19 protein-coding genes and 1 pseudogene are annotated in these 15137 nt (G+C 64.7%); 10 read left to right on the forward strand and 10 right to left on the reverse strand.

Going from position 1 to position 15137, the window contains the following annotated elements:
• Nucleotides 1–332 (forward strand): winged helix-turn-helix domain-containing protein (locus tag VGD20_RS17845; protein WP_331135724.1); only part of this gene is annotated, 332 nt, incomplete at its 5' end.
• A 63-nt stretch (nt 333–395) separates the two neighbouring features.
• On the opposite strand, the gene VGD20_RS17850 is transcribed toward VGD20_RS17845, so the two are convergent.
• Nucleotides 396–887 carry a hypothetical protein gene (locus VGD20_RS17850; protein WP_331135725.1) on the reverse strand — a complete coding sequence of 164 codons (492 nt, stop codon included), beginning with the start codon at nt 885–887 and terminating at the stop codon, nt 396–398.
• 194 nt (nt 888–1081) lie between these two features.
• Between VGD20_RS17850 and VGD20_RS17855 the strand changes: the two genes are divergently transcribed.
• Nucleotides 1082–1729, forward strand: a complete 648-nt coding sequence (locus VGD20_RS17855) for a DUF4198 domain-containing protein (protein WP_331135726.1) — start codon at nt 1082–1084, stop codon at nt 1727–1729.
• A 373-nt stretch (nt 1730–2102) separates the two neighbouring features.
• On the opposite strand, the gene VGD20_RS17860 is transcribed toward VGD20_RS17855, so the two are convergent.
• A complete protein-coding gene (locus VGD20_RS17860) occupies nt 2103–3464 on the reverse strand; it encodes an OprO/OprP family phosphate-selective porin (protein WP_331135727.1) in 1362 nt (453 codons plus the stop codon).
• Nucleotides 3465–3662: 198 nt separating this feature from the next.
• Between VGD20_RS17860 and VGD20_RS17865 the strand changes: the two genes are divergently transcribed.
• The 3 genes from VGD20_RS17865 (at nt 3663) to VGD20_RS17875 (ending at nt 6425) form a co-directional block, all read left to right on the forward strand.
• Nucleotides 3663–4565 carry an SDR family NAD(P)-dependent oxidoreductase gene (locus VGD20_RS17865; protein ID WP_331135728.1) on the forward strand — a complete coding sequence of 301 codons (903 nt, stop codon included), beginning with the start codon at nt 3663–3665 and terminating at the stop codon, nt 4563–4565.
• A gap of 58 nt (nt 4566–4623) precedes the next feature.
• Complete coding sequence (locus VGD20_RS17870) at nt 4624–5274, forward strand: DUF4328 domain-containing protein (protein WP_331135729.1); 651 nt, start codon at nt 4624–4626, stop codon at nt 5272–5274.
• Nucleotides 5275–5351: 77 nt separating this feature from the next.
• The gene (locus VGD20_RS17875) at nt 5352–6425 is read left to right on the forward strand and encodes a hypothetical protein (protein ID WP_331135730.1); all 1074 of its coding nucleotides are present in this window, start codon (nt 5352–5354) and stop codon (nt 6423–6425) included.
• On the opposite strand, the gene VGD20_RS17880 is transcribed toward VGD20_RS17875, so the two are convergent.
• The 8 genes from VGD20_RS17880 to eno all read right to left on the reverse strand — a co-directional run bounded on the left by VGD20_RS17880 (nt 6403) and on the right by eno (nt 13004).
• Nucleotides 6403–6753, reverse strand: coding sequence for a DUF2794 domain-containing protein (locus VGD20_RS17880; protein WP_331135731.1), 351 nt, complete (start codon nt 6751–6753; stop codon nt 6403–6405). The two genes, VGD20_RS17875 and VGD20_RS17880, sit on opposite strands and share 23 nt — an antisense overlap.
• Complete coding sequence (cysE, locus tag VGD20_RS17885; protein ID WP_331135732.1) at nt 6753–7472, reverse strand: serine O-acetyltransferase; 720 nt, start codon at nt 7470–7472, stop codon at nt 6753–6755. Before cysE ends, VGD20_RS17880 begins: the two co-directional genes overlap by 1 nt.
• An 84-nt stretch (nt 7473–7556) precedes the next feature.
• On the reverse strand, nt 7557–8192 hold the full coding sequence (locus tag VGD20_RS17890) for a hypothetical protein (RefSeq protein WP_331135733.1): 636 nt from the start codon (nt 8190–8192) through the stop codon (nt 7557–7559).
• Between the two features lie 113 nt (nt 8193–8305).
• Nucleotides 8306–9691 (reverse strand): pyruvate dehydrogenase complex E1 component subunit beta, encoded by a 1386-nt coding sequence (locus tag VGD20_RS17895; RefSeq protein ID WP_331135734.1) that lies wholly within the window; start codon nt 9689–9691, stop codon nt 8306–8308.
• 1 nt (nt 9692) lies between these two features.
• Nucleotides 9693–10763: a pyruvate dehydrogenase (acetyl-transferring) E1 component subunit alpha gene (pdhA, locus tag VGD20_RS17900; RefSeq protein WP_331135735.1), complete on the reverse strand. Its 1071-nt coding sequence runs from the start codon at nt 10761–10763 to the stop codon at nt 9693–9695.
• A gap of 171 nt (nt 10764–10934) precedes the next feature.
• Nucleotides 10935–11231, reverse strand: coding sequence for an FtsB family cell division protein (locus tag VGD20_RS17905; RefSeq protein ID WP_331135736.1), 297 nt, complete (start codon nt 11229–11231; stop codon nt 10935–10937).
• Nucleotides 11232–11331: 100 nt separating this feature from the next.
• The gene (locus tag VGD20_RS17910) at nt 11332–11529 is read right to left on the reverse strand and encodes a hypothetical protein (RefSeq protein WP_331135737.1); all 198 of its coding nucleotides are present in this window, start codon (nt 11527–11529) and stop codon (nt 11332–11334) included.
• 200 nt (nt 11530–11729) lie between these two features.
• The gene (gene eno, locus VGD20_RS17915; protein WP_331135738.1) at nt 11730–13004 is read right to left on the reverse strand and encodes a phosphopyruvate hydratase; all 1275 of its coding nucleotides are present in this window, start codon (nt 13002–13004) and stop codon (nt 11730–11732) included.
• Between the two features lie 214 nt (nt 13005–13218).
• Between eno and VGD20_RS17920 the strand changes: the two genes are divergently transcribed.
• The 5 genes and pseudogenes from VGD20_RS17920 to VGD20_RS17940 all read left to right on the forward strand — a co-directional run.
• Complete coding sequence (locus tag VGD20_RS17920) at nt 13219–13764, forward strand: hypothetical protein (protein WP_331135739.1); 546 nt, start codon at nt 13219–13221, stop codon at nt 13762–13764.
• A 7-nt stretch (nt 13765–13771) separates the two neighbouring features.
• Nucleotides 13772–14236: a phage holin family protein gene (locus VGD20_RS17925; protein WP_331135740.1), complete on the forward strand. Its 465-nt coding sequence runs from the start codon at nt 13772–13774 to the stop codon at nt 14234–14236.
• A complete protein-coding gene (locus VGD20_RS17930; protein ID WP_331135741.1) occupies nt 14220–14609 on the forward strand; it encodes a hypothetical protein in 390 nt (129 codons plus the stop codon). The genes VGD20_RS17925 and VGD20_RS17930 overlap by 17 nt, the downstream gene beginning before the upstream one ends.
• On the forward strand, nt 14593–14964 hold the full coding sequence (locus VGD20_RS17935; RefSeq protein WP_331135742.1) for a hypothetical protein: 372 nt from the start codon (nt 14593–14595) through the stop codon (nt 14962–14964). The genes VGD20_RS17930 and VGD20_RS17935 overlap by 17 nt, the downstream gene beginning before the upstream one ends.
• 86 nt (nt 14965–15050) lie before the next feature.
• Nucleotides 15051–15137: pseudogene (locus tag VGD20_RS17940) on the forward strand (DUF4170 domain-containing protein); the annotation flags it as partial.

Here is a 15137-nt window from a genome sequence, read left to right on the forward strand (position 1 = left end):
GCCTGCGTCCCGCGCTCGCCGGCGAGATGCTGACCTATGCCGATATCGAGCTCGATTCGGTCGCGCACAAGGTCGTGCGCAACAGCCAGATCGTCGCGATGGGCCCGACCGAATTCCGCCTGCTGCGCCATTTCATGGAGCATCCGGGCCGCGTCTTTTCGCGCGGACAGCTGCTCGACAGCGTCTGGGGCCAGGATAGCGATATCGAACTGCGCACCGTCGACGTTCATATCCGCCGCTTGCGGAAAGCGATCAACCTGCCCGGCACGAGCGATATCATCCGCACGGTGCGGTCGGCAGGTTATGCGCTGGATTCGGGCAAGAGCGTCTGATTTTTCAGACCCTTGCCCGGGGCGTCCGGCGCTGGAATCCGAATTCGCTTCTGGCGGGCAGCGTCATTCCCTCCGCGGCGAGATCCGGTAAGGGTTGTAGTCTTCGTTCGACCTGTCGCTGTCATCAGGCGACGGTTGCGACATGACGATCTGGTCGGCGGCCGCCCCATGCCAGACGAACCGGCACGCTCTCGGATAGTCGCTCGCCTCGACACACAGGCGATCGCCGCCGCGAAAAGCCTCAGTGTTCCAGAATCCCTTGAAGACGCGGTAGGCTCGCTCGCACACGCCCATTTCCCACCGGCCATCCGGAAAGAATGTTTCGGCAGGAGGACAGCCGCCGACGAACAAAGCCCGGAGCTTGATCCCGGGCACGGGTTCATATCCGTCTTCGACGATCACCATCCGGTCCGCGATGAGCCCCCTTATCTGCTGCGCGGTCAGAGGCGACCACTGCGGTGCCGCCAGCCTCAACGGGAGCGCGTGTAAAGTCGGATCGGGCTGTGCGGATTGCGCGGCGGCCGCGACGGGCCCGCCGAGCAAGAGCAAGGTCAAGAGGACTCGGGTAACGGGATCGTGCCTCATTCAGCCAGCTTATATGATTTGGCGCCCGTTTCCCAACGCTTGCGGCTGAGTTCCTGCGCTGCCCCATCGCAGCCGCGATATTTCTTTTGCGAGTAATAATTGTTTGCAATAATGCCGTCCGAACGCCAAGCGCGTCCGCACAGATACGGCAAAAGGAAAATGGTATGAAAAAATGGCTCGCTCCGCTTCTTGCCCTCGGCGCCGTCGCCGCACCCGCTGCGGCCCACGAAGTGTGGATCGAACGTGACGGTACCGCCCCGGCGCGAATCTATCTCGGCGAACCGGCCGAGGCGGTCCCCGAAAACGGCGATCCCGAATTCCCGAAACTGAAGGCCCCGGTGCTGTTTGCCGAGAGCCGCGAGCGCCCTGCCGCGCTCGTGCGGCGCGCCAACCATATCGAGGCGGCGGTTTCGGGAACGGGCGACGTCCGGCTGGTCGACGACAATGTTTTCGAGCCCTGGGCCGGCGAGGACGGCAAGCTGCAAGGCGTCGTCTATCATGCGCGCGCAGGACGCACCGAGACGCGCCATGCGCTCGATCTGGAAATCGTTCCGCTGACGGCGGGCGGCGACAGCTTCGCGGTGCTTTGGCAGGGCCAACCGGTTTCCGGCGCCAAGCTGACGATCATCGATCCCGATCGCTGGGCGAAAGCCACACTCGCCGACGACAAGGGCGTCGTCGTCGTCCCCGCGCGCGGCAAGGGCCGCTACCTCCTCTCGGCGACGCACGAGGTCAAAGGCGAGCGCGTCCTTTCGGGGAAACCCGTCGCCAGCGCGCTTCATGTGACGACGCTGACCTACGTCGCGCCGTAAGGCGGGTTTCGACCGGTTGCGGACATAAGATCCTCCCTGTGCCGCAGGCATGGGGAGGTGGCAGCGCGAAGCGCTGACGGAGGGGCTTTCGGCGCGACGTCGCGGCCCCTCCACCACCGCTTCGCGGAGCGCAGGGTTGGATTGCCCCCAGGCAATCCAAGTCCGGTCCGGGGGACCGGACGACCCAGCACTCCCCCTCCCCATCGCTTCGCGACAGGGAGGATACTCTCTCATCGTCACCCCGGACTTGATCCGGGGCCCCGCTTGAGATCGAGGGCAATCAACGCGTCAGAAAGCGGGATCCCGGATCAAGTCCGGGATGACGAAGGAGAAGGAGACAATGTCCGCTCCCCACCCCGAAACCGATGCCCGATCAGAAATCGACCTGCGTGCGCAGTCCGAAGGTATCGGCTGAGTAGCTGCGATCCCCCGTCGCGGTCGCAACGCGCGCGTCGTCGATCCACAGCTTGCCATAGTTGGCGGTGATGCGGACATAGTCGATCGGCGCCCAGACAAGCCCGATCAACGCGGTCTTTTGCTGCCCGCCGACAATGCCCGCGTCGTTGAGGTCGAGATGGTCGTAGCGCGCATTGACTTCGATCGCGCCGATCCCGCCGGCTGTGATCGGCTTCGATGGCTTCAGCCGGTCGAACGCGCCGTCCTTGTACCCGCGCACGTCACCGGGGGTCAGCACCATGCCCACCTCGGCATAGCCGCCGAAGAAAGTCGGATCGGCAGCGCCGAGGCGCTTCACCGTGTGCCAATAGGCTTCGCCCGCCGCATGGAACGGGCCGGCGAGAACCGCTCCCTCGAGGCCCAGCCCGCGCTCGCTCGATATGTCGATCGCCCCGGTGTCGACCAGACGGACGTCGGTCGTGTGAACGAAGGGGCGCGCGCGATAGCGATTCGTCGCCGCGGGGTCGTTGGGATCGCGATAATGGCCCGACGCGGCGAGATGAAGCTGCGTGTTGCCGAGTTTCGGCATGAACACCACACGCCCATCGACGCTCATGCTGTGGTTGCTGTCGGTGAGGTCGAGGGCATTGTCGCCGAACACCCCGCCCTGCAGCAGCAGCGCCTTGCCCTTATATTGCGCCGAAAGGCCGACGCGGCGCTCGAAACCGAACGCCGACACGAAGGCCGCACGTTCCATCGTGCTGGTGAAGAGGTCGCTCGTCATATCGTCGAGGCCGGTGAACGGCTTGATCTGGCCAGCTGTCACCGAGAGCGGGCCGGTGCCGTAGGTCATGTACACATCGGTCAATTCGACGCCGTTGTTCGCGATGTCGGCCTCGATGCGGTAGGAGAAGCCGCCCGGAATCTTGCCGTCGACCCCCAGGTAGACGCGGCGAAATTCGGTGGCCGTGCCGCCGCGGATACCGGTCACGCCCGCGGGCGCATCGATGCCGGCGAGATCGAGCTGGATGCGTCCCCGCGGCTTGAAGCTCCAGCCATCAGCGGTCTTTACCTCGGGCGCGCCCTTCCAGCTGATCTCGGTCGCGGGCTTTGCCGTGACCGACGGCGCCGCGGGCGTTGGTGCCGGGGCGGAGGCCGGTGCCGGCTGTGCCGTCGCGGCGTCGAGCCGCGCTTCGAGCGTTTCGACTTGCCCGCGCAGCGCAGCGATCTCGGCGCGCAGCGCGGCCGCCTCTTCGGCGGTCATCGCCTGCGCGTGGGCGGCGGTCGGCAGGCTGAACATCGACGTTGCCAGCAGGGCGGCGGTGAAGGCGTGGCGCATGAGGGTTGCTCCGTTGCGAAAGGTGACAATCTGACGGCGCTGCTATGACGCTTACATGACAGATGCACGTCATTTGGATGACATTTTTGTTTCAATGCCCGTTTTTCTCTCCCTCTTGCCAGCGGGGGCCGAACGGCTAAGGACGTTCCAGTTTTTTCGGGCAACCTTTTACCGGGCGGCCCTTTCCGGGAGACCATCATGACAATCAAATTTGACGGGCGTGTTGCCATCGTTACCGGCGCCGGCGGCGGCCTCGGCCGTGCCTATGCGCTCGAGCTCGCGCGGCGCGGCGCGAAGGTGGTCGTCAACGACCTCGGCGGATCGCGCGACGGCACGGGCCATTCGGATGCCGCGCTGCAGGTCGTCGAGGAAATCCGCGCGGCGGGCGGCACCGCGATGTCGAACGGCGGCAGCGTCACCGAATATGACCAGATGGTCGAAATGGTCGCCAAGGCGAAGGAAGAATGGGGCGGTGTCCACGACCTCATCAACAACGCCGGCATCCTGCGCGACAAGAGTTTCGCCAAGATGGAGCCCGCCGATTTCGACCTGGTGCTCAAGGTCCATGTCAGCGGCAGCGCCAATGTTACCAAGGCGTGCTGGGACCTGATGCGCGAACAGGCCTATGGCCGCATCCTGATGACCGCATCGTCGACCGGCCTCTACGGCAATTTCGGACAAGCCAATTACGGTGCGGCAAAGCTGGGCCTCGCCGGCCTGACCAAGACGCTGCACCTCGAGGGCGCGAAATATAACATCCGCTGCAACACGATCGCGCCGGTCGCGGGAACGCGCATGACCGAGGATATTTTCCCCGCCGAACTGTTCGAGAAGTTCACCCCCGAAAACGTCGTTCCGGCCGCGCTCTATCTGGTCAGCGAAGATGCGCCGACCAACATGATCGTCGGCGCGGGCGCCGGCGCGTTCCACGCCGCCTATGTCACCATGACCCCCGGCGTCGCGCTCCCCGAGGGCGAGCGCACTCCCGAGGGCGTCGCCGCGGCGTGGGAAAAGATCATCGACCGCAACGGCGAAACTGTCCCGCAGTCGGGCAGCGAGCAGTCGATGAACGTCATGAAGGCGTTGATGGCGCTGGGCTGAAGCTGGTACAGATCCCCCGGCGGGGCGGCCAGGACGGCCGCCCCGCCGGGGGAATGGCATGGCGGCGATGACTCTCGGCGACGGAATCGACCTGTTGCAACGGCGAGCGAAGATCGTCAAAGCGATGCTCGTCGGCGGTTTGGCGCTGGTGGTCCCGATGCTGATCGGCGAGATTGCCGAACTGCAAGGCGCGATCAATCTCGACAACGCCGACGATATAGCCAGTCCCGCCGGCCTTTATGCCGGCGTTCTTCTCGCGAACTGGCTATTGCTCGTTGCCACCTATGTCGTCTTCGGAATGTGGATCTATCGCGCCGCGGCCAATGTGGACGCCGCGATGGTGCCGGGGTTTCGCTATACGCCTAGCTGGGCGGTCGGCTGGTATTTCATACCCATAGCCAATTTCTACAAGCCCTTTGCCGCGATGCGCCAGATCTGGAACGCGAGCACCGGGCGGACCGATCTCGATCACGGCGAACCTCTGCTCGTCTACTGGTGGGGCATATGGACCCTTACCAGTGTCGCGTCCTATTTCGCCTTCCGGTCGGGTCTCAATCCCGAAAATGCAGCCGAGGCGCGTAGCGCGCTGGAGGCCGAAACCTTTTCCTCGGTGCTCTGCCTGGCGCTCTATCCGCTCGCATGGCGGCTCGTCGATCGCATCACAAGCGCGCAGAGGGAACGCCTGACCTCGGCGCAAATCTTCGCCTGACTTATCGTATTGCATCGCTAATACACCCATGCTAAATGCGTCGCAGGGCAAGGGGATCGGACAGAAGGACGACCCCGATGTATAGTGAAAGCGACCTGCAAGCCGCGGTCGATGCAAAGGTACTGACGCCCGAGGCCGCATTGGCTTTCCGGTCGCATATCGCATCGGTGCGCGCCGCCCCCGGAGCGGATGAAGAATCATTCCGCCTCATCACCGGCTTCAACGATATTTTCGTCAGCATCGCGGCAGTGATCCTGCTCGTCGCGGTCGGCTGGATCGGCGCCTCGATCCATCCCGCGCTCGGCGGCGCTTTCGTTGCCGCCTCGGCGTGGTTCCTCGCCGAATATTTCACGCGCCAGCGGCGGATGGCCCTGCCCAGCATCGTCCTCGTCCTCGCCTTCTCGGGCGGTGTCTTCGCGACGATGGTCGGCTTTCTCGTCAAGCATGGCGAGGATATTTTTGGCAAGGACCTGGGCGAAACCACCGGCGCGGTTCTGATCGGCGCGATGGCGCTGGTCACGGCCGCTGCTACCTGGCTCCACTGGAAGCGTTTCATGGTGCCGATCACCGTCGCCGCCGGAACCGCCGCGCTCGCCGCCACCGCGGTCGCGCTCGTCCTCGCGATCACCGGAATGCCCAGCCCCGACGGGACGCTGCCCATGATCCTCGTGCTGATCGCCGGACTCGGCGTCTTCACCCTCGCGATGTGGTGGGACCGCAGCGACCGGGTGCGCCAGACACGGCGCAGCGACGTCGCCTTCTGGCTCCACCTGCTCGCCGCGCCGATGATCGCGCATCCGGTCTTCCACCTGCTCGGCGTGACCGACGGCAGCGATATCGGCAGCGGCGCTGCGGTACTGGTCGTCGGCATCTATGTCGTCTTCGGGCTGATCGCGCTCGCGATCGATCGCCGCGCATTGCTCGTCTCGGCGCTGGCCTATGTGCTGTTCGCGCTGACCCAGCTGTTCCGCGAATTCGGCGCGGTCGAACTCAACGTCGCGATGACCGCCTTCGTCATCGGATCGGCGTTGCTGTTGCTCTCAGCCTTCTGGCAGAACGCGCGCGCTACGGTGGTTGGCTTCCTGCCGGCAAACCTCGCCGATCAGCTGCCGGCGACCAGCCGGACGGTCAGTCTCCAACCAGCTTCATAAGCTTGCGTTCGACGGGGGCGAGCACATTCGACAGCTCGTCCCCGCGTTTCAGGATCGCCCCGGCTTCGGAGACAAGGGCCCACATGCCCTGCCGGCTCCGCAAGGCGGGGCGTTTTTCGATGCGATATTCGGGGCGCTCGGCAGCGCGGCGGAAGGCCGAGAAGATCGCGGCGTCGCGGTGGAAATCCATCGCATAATCGCGCCAATGCCCCGCCGCGACCATCCGGCCATAAAGATCGAGGATGCGCATCAATTCGGGGCGCTCGAAGCCAGTCTGCAGTGGTACCGCCCGACTATTTCCGAACGGCAAAGGCGTTACGGTTCCCATCAGGCGCGGGTCCGGCTCCCTTTGCGCCGCGGCGCTTCATCTTCGACGGCGGCGAGCTCGCGTTCGTCGAGCAATGCCTTCAATTGCTTCTGCATCTGATCGAGCTGGCATTGCAGCAGTTCGACCTTTTGCGTCGCCGGATCGAAAGTCTCGCTGCACGGCGTGCCATAGGGTACAAATTCGCGTGCATATTCGCTGGCGTCGAGCAACGTCGAGCGCGCCGGGATACCGACCATCACCGCACCTTCGGGCACGTCCTTGGTCACGACGGCATTGGCGCCGACGCGCGCGCGCGGGTTGACGGTGACCGGACCGAGGATCTGGGCACCCGATCCGACGATGACGTCGTTTGCGAGCGTCGGGTGGCGCTTGCCGCCGATACCGTTCGCAGGATCGGTGCCGCCAAGCGTGACCCCCTGATAGATCGAGACATTGTCGCCGATCTCGGCCGTCTCGCCGATCACAACGCCAAAGCCATGGTCGATGAAGAGGTGCCGGCCGATCTTCGCGCCCGGATGGATGTCGATCGCAGTCAGGAAGCGCGACAGGTGATTGACGAAGCGCGCGAGGAAGAACAGCCGTGCCTCGAACAGCCAGTGCGCGATGCGGTGCATGCCGACCGCGACAAGACCCGGATAGAGAAGGATTTCCCAGCGCGACCGCGGCGCCGGATCGCGCGCCTTGATCGAATCGAGATAGGCGATCAGCCCGTTGAACATTCAAATGTCCCCTGCGACCCTATTTTGTACCGGCCAAGATAGATGTTAGCTCACGCCATTTCCACCCCTTGTGCGTTTTAATCGTCAACGGCCGAACAGCCCGATGCGCAGCAGCAGCATTCCCTCGCCGCGCAAATGCCGCTCGCCGTCGTGGCCGGCGATCGCACCGGCCCAGCGATCGAGCATCAGGAGTGGCCGGCTTCCGGCGAAAACGCGGCTTGACGGCGCTGCGAGCGCCTTGGCCCGCGCGAGCAGATCGCGGGCTTCGGCCTCGCCTTCCTCGACACCCGCGCCCCAGATCAAACCCCAGCGCTTTCCGCCGATTTCTTCACCGCCGGACAGCGCAAAAAGGTGCGCGCCAAAGCTTTCGGATGCCGCGCGACGGTCGTCGTCGCTCTCGGCAAGCAGCATCGCTTCCGCTGCATCGACGAGGGCGTCGAGACCGCCCTGCCCCGCCCAGCTCGCCTGAAGTTCGGCGAGCAGCGGTTCGCCCTTGGGCAAGGCATCGGGATCGCTCGCGATCATCGCCGCCATGTCGCGCCACCAGGCAAGCTTGATCTGGCCGATCAGCGGCTCGCGCGCGTCGATAAGCAGCTTGGTCAACCGCGCCGCGAGACCCCAGAGTGCCGCCATGGCCGTGCGCCGCGGCTGCGGCACGGCGACCATGACGCGCGGATCGCGCATGTCGGGATAGAAGCTGGTTTCAGGGTCGCCGTTCATGTGTGGCGCGGTATCACTACATCACCGTCATTGCGAGCAAAGCGAAGCAATCCAGAGCGGCTTACACTGCTCTGGATTGCTTCGTCGCTTCGCTCCTCGCAATGACGAGGAGTTTAGGCGCGATTGCGAACCGCCTTCACGGCTGCCACGACGCGCGGCGTATCGATCAGCGCCGCCCTTTCCAGATTATGTGCATAGGGCAGCGGCACATCCTCGTTGCACACGCGCATCACGGGCGCATCGAGATCGTCGAAGCCATGCTCCATCGCGACCATCGCGAGCTCGCTGGCGATCGAGCAGGTCGGCCAGCCTTCTTCGACGATGACCAGATGGTTCGTCTTTTTGAGGCTGGCGAGCACCGTCGCGGTATCGAGCGGGCGGATCGTGCGCAAATCGATGACCTCTGCGTCGATGCCCTCACCCGCCAGCTGGTCGGCGGCTTCGAGCGCGAGCCCGACGCCGATCGAATAGCTGACGATCGTGACGTCGCTGCCCTGCCGCATGATCCGCGCCTTGCCGATCGGCAGGACGAAATCGTCGACTTCGGGCACATCGAAGCTGCGGCCGTAGAGCAGCTCGTTCTCGAGGAAGACGACGGGGTCTTCGGTGCGGATCGCGGCCTTGAGCAGCCCCTTGGCGTCGGCGGCGTCATAGGGCGCGATCACGATCAGGCCGGGGACGCTGGCGTACCAGGGCGCATAATTCTGGCTGTGCTGCGCGCCGACGCGTGCTGCGGCGCCGTTCGGGCCGCGGAACACGATCGGGCAGCGCATCTGGCCGCCCGACATATAGTTGGTTTTCGCTGCCGAGTTGATGATGTGGTCGATCGCCTGCATCGCGAAGTTGAAGGTCATGAACTCGATGACCGGCTTGAGGCCGCCCATCGCCGCGCCCGCGCCGAGACCGGCAAAGCCATATTCGGTGATCGGCGTGTCGACGACACGCTGGGGTCCGAACTCCTGCAGCAGGCCCTGCGTGACCTTGTAGGCACCCTGATATTCGGCGACTTCCTCGCCCATCACAAAGACGCGGTCATCCTTGCGCATTTCCTCGGCCATCGCATCGCGGAGCGCTTCGCGGACGGTCAAGCGGACCATCGCGGTGCCTTCGGGAATTGCAGGATCCGATGCGCGTTCGGCGGCAGCGGGCGCCGCAGCCGGAGTGGCGGCAGGTGCGGGAGCCGGAGCAGGAGCTTCGGCCTTCGGTTCAGGCACAGCGGCCGGCGCGGGTGCAGGCGCCGGAGCGGCCGCTTCCTCACCTTCGGCCGTGATCGTCGCGATGACGGTGCCGACCTTCACATTGTCGGTGCCTTCGGCGACGAGGATCTGGCCGATCGTGCCTTCGTCGATCGCTTCGAATTCCATCGTCGCCTTGTCGGTTTCGATCTCGGCGAGGATATCGCCCGACTTTACCGTGTCGCCTTTCTTGACGAGCCACTTGGCGAGCGTGCCCTCTTCCATCGTCGGCGACAGTGCCGGCATTTTCAATTCGATGGCCATCTCAATATTGCTCCACCAGCACGTCGGTATAAAGTTCATGAAGTTCGGGTTCGGGGGCGCTTTCCGCAAAGTCGGCGGACTCGGCCACGATCTGGCGGATTTCCTTGTCGATATCCTTGAACTTGTCCTCGCCGATGCCGGCGTCGGTCATCAGCTTTTTGAGGTGTTCGATCGCATCGCTCTTGTCGCGCACCGCCTGCACTTCCTCGCGGCTCCGATATTTGGCGGGGTCGGACATCGAGTGGCCGCGATAGCGATAGGTCTTGAGCTCCATCAGCACCGGGCCCTTGCCCGCGCGCACCCATTCGAGCGCGGCTTCGGCCGCGCCGCGCACCGCGAGCACGTCCATGCCGTCGACCTGCATGCCGGGGATGCGGAAGCTCTCGCCGCGGCGGTAGAGCTGGTCCTCGGCCGACGCGCGGTTGACCGACGTGCCCATCGCATATTGATTGTTCTCGATCACGAAGATGATCGGCAGCTTCCACAGCTCGGCCATGTTGAAGCTCTCGTACACCTGGCCCTGGTTCGCGGCGCCGTCGCCGAAATAGGCCATCGCTACGCCGCCGTCGCCGCGATATTTGTGCGCGAAGGCAAGGCCCGTGCCGAGCGACACCTGCGCCCCGACGATGCCGTGGCCGCCATAGAATTTATGCTCGACGCTGAACATGTGCATCGAGCCGCCCTTGCCCTTCGAGATGCCGGCCTGGCGCCCCGTCAGTTCGGCCATGATGACCTTGGGATCGATGCCGTAGGCGAGCATGTGGCCGTGGTCGCGGTAGCCGGTGATGACGCTGTCCTTGTCGCCGTCGAGCGCCGACTGCAGGCCGACCGCGACGGCTTCCTGACCGATATAGAGATGGCAGAAACCGCCGATCAGGCCGAGGCCGTAGAGCTGCCCCGCCTTCTCCTCGAAGCGGCGGATCAGCAGCATTTCGCGGTAGAATTTCTCGAGTTCCTCGGGCGACGCATCATAGGGTGCGGGGTCGCGGGGATGCTCGCGATTGGTCGCGGGGGCCGGGGTGGATGCAGTCTTTTTTGGCGCGGGGGAGGTGCGCGCAGGTGCTTTGGCCAAGACGGGTTCCTTTGCATATCGCCGTTACGGCATGGCCCCCTATAGGAGAGGCGAGGCAGGGTTGGCAACGCCCGCCATGGGCGGTGCTTCGCTTGCCTTACGTATGCAGCAAGAGCGCAACAAAAGCCGTCGTTGCGAGCTGGAATGACGCTCCGGCGAAACCCGATCCGTTCAGGGCTTCGCGTTCGGTTCCATCGGGATGATCACCTCGTCGGGGTGATAGGCGCCGAGCTTTTCGCGGACATATTCCTCGGCAAGATCGGGATCGACACGGCGCCGGTCGAGCAGGTTGACGCGGTTCTGCAGTTCGTTCTGCTTCTTGGTCAGCTCGCTGAGGACGACGCGCTGCTTCTCGACCGACTGGCCATAGTCACCCCACGCATACAGCCCGGTCGGGCCGAAGATGATATAGCCGATCATCGCCAGCACCACGATCACCGCGATCGCGGGACCGGCGGCCCGGTTCATCGATTTGCGGAATTTGTGGCGCTGCGTCATTCCGGCCCTTGAATCAGAGTTGATTCGTGGCGTCAAGGCGTCCGATGCGGGATTTCAACAGCTCATCGCATCAGGACAGCCGCCAGAGGTGCGGTGCCGATTTGCAGAAGGTGCCGAGCCGCATCGCCCCTTCCCACAATTCGATGCTGCGCCCCTCGGCCTGCCCCTGCGCGATCTGCAGCGCAAAATCGGGACTTTCCGCCTGGAAATCAATGCGCCTGGGTTCGTCCGACGCCTCATCTTCCAACAGAATATGAAAGGACCGCATGTCGAATACCTTGGATGCGGGAGTCGTGCGAACAAACTCTCGGCATGTTTCGATCGGCTGACCGGATGAAACGGAGGGACTGCGGGCATTGAGCCGGGACCACGAAAAGCCGATCTGGTGGGAAACCGCAACCGTCGAGCGACAGTGTAGCAGGCTCCCACCCGTTGACCTAGGCAATTCGGGCCCGGCTATGATCCATGTTAAGAGAAGATCGAAATACCCGGATAGCGCGCCATGTCGCCCAGCTCTTCCTCGATACGAATCAACTGGTTATACTTGGCGAGCCGGTCGGAACGCGCGAGACTGCCGGTCTTGATCTGGCCGCAGTTGGTCGCAACCGCGAGGTCGGCGATCGTCGAATCCTCGGTCTCGCCCGAACGGTGCGACATGACGGCGGTGTAGCGCGCGCGGTGCGCCATATCGACCGCGTCGAGCGTCTCCGACAGCGTGCCGATCTGGTTGACCTTGACGAGGAGCGAGTTGGCGAGGCCGTCCTTGATCCCCTGCTCCAGCCGCGCGGGATTGGTCACGAACAGGTCATCGCCGACGAGCTGGCACTTGTCGCCGACAAGGTCGGTGAGCGCCTTCCAGCCGGTGAAATCATCCTCGCTCATCCCGTCCTCGATCGACTTGATCGGATAGTCGTTCACGAGCGCGGTGAGATATTCGGCCATCTGCTCGGGGCTTAGCGACAGGCCTTCGCCGCTGATCTCGTACTTGCCGTTCCTGAAGAATTCGGTCGCGGCGCAGTCGAGCGCGAGCACGACATCGCTACCGAGCTTGAAGCCCGCCTGATCGACCGAGGCGGCGATGAAGTCCAAGGCGGCGCGCGTCGAGGCGAGGTTCGGCGCGAAGCCGCCCTCGTCGCCCACCGCGGTCGCAAGCCCCTTCGCCGACAGCCCCTTCTTCAGCGTGTGGAAAATCTCGCTGCCCCAGCGCACGGCTTCGGCGATGCTGCCGGCGCCGACGGGCATGATCATGAATTCCTGCACGTCGATCGGATTGTCGGCATGCTCGCCGCCGTTGATGATGTTCATCATCGGAACGGGAAGCGTGCGCGCCGAGACGCCGCCGACATAGCGGTAGAGCGGCAGGCCGCGCGCGTCGGCTGCAGCCTTGGCGGCGGCAAGGCTGACGCCGAGGATTGCATTGGCGCCGAGGCGGCTCTTGTTCGGCGTGCCATCGAGGTCGATCATCGCCTGGTCGAGTTCGCGCTGGTCCTCGGCATCGAGGCCGATCAGCGCTTCGGCGATATCGCCGTTCACCGCGGCGACCGCCTTGATCACACCCTTGCCGAGGTAGCGCGACTTGTCGCCGTCGCGCAGCTCGACCGCTTCGTGCGCGCCGGTCGAAGCGCCCGAGGGCACCGCGGCGCGGCCGAAGCTGCCGTCTTCCAGCAGGACATCGACTTCGACGGTGGGATTGCCGCGGCTGTCGAGGATTTCGCGGCCGTGAATGTCGATGATGGCGGTCATGGAAACTGTCCTGCTGGCGGCCCGCACAAGGCCGATGGAGAAAGGCGCCCGCCTGTTATCGAGAGGGTGACGTTAGTGCAACCGCTGCATGGGCGCGGGACAGGAATTTTGCGCAGGGATGGAACCATTCGGCGCGCCTTGCTATATATTGAGGCAGGACCAAAAAAGGATGCCCGCATGCGCGGCACCCGACACGAGAGAAGAGGATTAAACGATGGCCAAAGCCGCTACTCCCGCGACGAAGAAAGCCGCTGCTCCCCGTCCCAAGGCGCCTGCGAAGGCTGCCGCCGTCAAGGCCGCGCCCGCCCGCAAGCCGGCAACGGTGAAGGCCGCCAAGGAACATCCGATCCGCGACCAGATCGCGGCGACGCGCGACACCATCAAATCCGAAGCCTCGAAGAAGGCCGCCTCGCTGAAGGATGAAGCGACGGCGCTGAAGAAGCAGGCGTCGACCAAGGCGCGCGATGCCGCGACCAAGGGCAAGGACAAGGCCGCCGAGGCCGTCGGCAGCCTCGCCAAGCTGCTCGAGGACAGCGCCGGCACCGTCGACAGCAAGTTCGGCAAGCAGTACGGCGACTATGCCCGCTCGGCGGCTTCGACCGTCGCCGGCCTCGCCACGACGCTCGACAAGAAGGATCTCGACGAACTCGCCGCCTCGACCCGCGACATGGTCAAGAAGAACCCGGCGATCGCCGTCGGCGCCGCCACGGTGATCGGCTTCGTGCTCGCCCGGATGCTCAAGGGCAGCTCGAACGATTGACCGGACGTTGGCATCTGCAGATACGAACACCCCGCCGCCGTCCGACGCGCGCGGCTTTGACGGCATAAGCCACGGCTATGCGCCGGGCGGCCGTCCGGTCGCGCCACCGCCCGTTCCGCTCGAAAAGATTGTCGGCGATGTCGTCGACAATCTTTCGGCGACGGCGAAAGCCGAATTCGCGTTGATCGAGGCGCGCGGCGAACTGGCGCTCCACGGTGCCAGCCGGGCCGCGATATGGGGCGGCGTTGCCGCGACCGCCGCCGGCGTGGCATTGCTCGCACTGGCGTTCGGCGCGATATTGGCGCTGTCGCCGCACGTCGGCCCGCTGCTCGCGACCTTGATCGTGGTGGGCTTTCTCCTCGCTGTTGCGGCCGGAGCCGCGTGGCGCGCCCATCTGAGTTATGGCGACATCCGCACTGCGCTCCGGCGCGATCTGACGAATGAAGGGATCGACGATGCCGCGGACGCGTAATCGCCTGATCGCCGCGGCGCGCCGCTCGATGCTCCAGCGCGCCGAATTGCACCGGCGGCTCGACGTCGCGCGTGCGGCCTTGCGGCCCTCGGCGCTTGTCGACCGCGGGAAGTACCGGATCGGCGAAGCGGCCGATGATGCCGCGCACGCGGTGCAGGAGCAGTTCCGTAACAACCGCCTTCCGATCGCGCTCGCCGCTACGGCGGGTCTCGTCTGGCTGCTGCGCGAACCGATCAAGGAACATGCGCCCAAGTTGACGCGCAAGATTCAGGATCTGGCGGCGGACGTTGCCGGCCATTTCCGCTCTGCCGACGAACCGGCGGACGAGGACGAAATCGAAGAATTGGAGGAAGACGATGAAGCCGTTCGGTGAAACCGCCCGCGAAACGCGTGCGAAAGCGAGTGAACTTGCGGAGAAAACCGCCGAAAACGCCCGGCTGACCGCCGAGGCGGCGAAGGCCCGCATCCAGGATGGCTATGGCCGCGCCCGCGCCGCCACCGAAGATTTGGCGGCAAAGGCCAGCGAGCAGGCCGGCGTCGCGCGCGAAGCCGCCGGCGAAGCCTATGAAAAGGGCAAGGCGCAGGCGAAACGCGCGAACAGCAAGCTGAAGGATGTCGCCGAGAAGCAGCCGCTCGCGCTTGTCGCCGGCGCGGTCGCGATCGGGGCGCTGCTCGGGTCGCTGCTGCCCAAGTCCGGCTCAGGCGGCCGCAAGGACGACGACGGCTGAAAGACAGCTTGCTTGCTTATTCGCCCGTTGCGGAATAGGGGGCTGCGCATCCCCTCCCCAAGACTTTCACCGGCAGGAATCCGAAGATGAGCAAGCTTCACCTGGTGTTCGGCGGACGCGTCAGCGATCCGCAGGGCCTCGATTTTACCGACCTCCACAACCTCGACGTCGTG

It is taken from the genome of Sphingopyxis sp. (assembly GCF_036402335.1).
Taxonomy (GTDB): Bacteria; Pseudomonadota; Alphaproteobacteria; order Sphingomonadales; family Sphingomonadaceae; genus Sphingopyxis.

Bases quoted from the DNA above. Each gene is read 5' to 3' on its own strand.
- VGD20_RS17855 (WP_331135726.1), top strand. From the start codon at position 1,082: ATGAAAAAATGGCTCGCTCCGCTTCTTGCCCTCGGCGCCGTCGCCGCA.
- VGD20_RS17860 (WP_331135727.1), bottom strand. From the start codon at position 3,464: ATGCGCCACGCCTTCACCGCCGCCCTGCTGGCAACGTCGATGTTCAGC.
- VGD20_RS17865 (WP_331135728.1), top strand. From the start codon at position 3,663: ATGACAATCAAATTTGACGGGCGTGTTGCCATCGTTACCGGCGCCGGC.
- VGD20_RS17870 (WP_331135729.1), top strand. From the start codon at position 4,624: ATGGCGGCGATGACTCTCGGCGACGGAATCGACCTGTTGCAACGGCGA.
- VGD20_RS17875 (WP_331135730.1), top strand. From the start codon at position 5,352: ATGTATAGTGAAAGCGACCTGCAAGCCGCGGTCGATGCAAAGGTACTG.
- VGD20_RS17880 (WP_331135731.1), bottom strand. From the start codon at position 6,753: ATGGGAACCGTAACGCCTTTGCCGTTCGGAAATAGTCGGGCGGTACCA.
- cysE (WP_331135732.1), bottom strand. From the start codon at position 7,472: ATGTTCAACGGGCTGATCGCCTATCTCGATTCGATCAAGGCGCGCGAT.
- VGD20_RS17890 (WP_331135733.1), bottom strand. From the start codon at position 8,192: ATGAACGGCGACCCTGAAACCAGCTTCTATCCCGACATGCGCGATCCG.
- VGD20_RS17895 (WP_331135734.1), bottom strand. From the start codon at position 9,691: ATGGCCATCGAATTGAAAATGCCGGCACTGTCGCCGACGATGGAAGAG.
- VGD20_RS17905 (WP_331135736.1), bottom strand. From the start codon at position 11,231: ATGAACCGGGCCGCCGGTCCCGCGATCGCGGTGATCGTGGTGCTGGCG.
- VGD20_RS17910 (WP_331135737.1), bottom strand. From the start codon at position 11,529: ATGCGGTCCTTTCATATTCTGTTGGAAGATGAGGCGTCGGACGAACCC.
- eno (WP_331135738.1), bottom strand. From the start codon at position 13,004: ATGACCGCCATCATCGACATTCACGGCCGCGAAATCCTCGACAGCCGC.
- VGD20_RS17920 (WP_331135739.1), top strand. From the start codon at position 13,219: ATGGCCAAAGCCGCTACTCCCGCGACGAAGAAAGCCGCTGCTCCCCGT.
- VGD20_RS17930 (WP_331135741.1), top strand. From the start codon at position 14,220: ATGCCGCGGACGCGTAATCGCCTGATCGCCGCGGCGCGCCGCTCGATG.
- VGD20_RS17935 (WP_331135742.1), top strand. From the start codon at position 14,593: ATGAAGCCGTTCGGTGAAACCGCCCGCGAAACGCGTGCGAAAGCGAGT.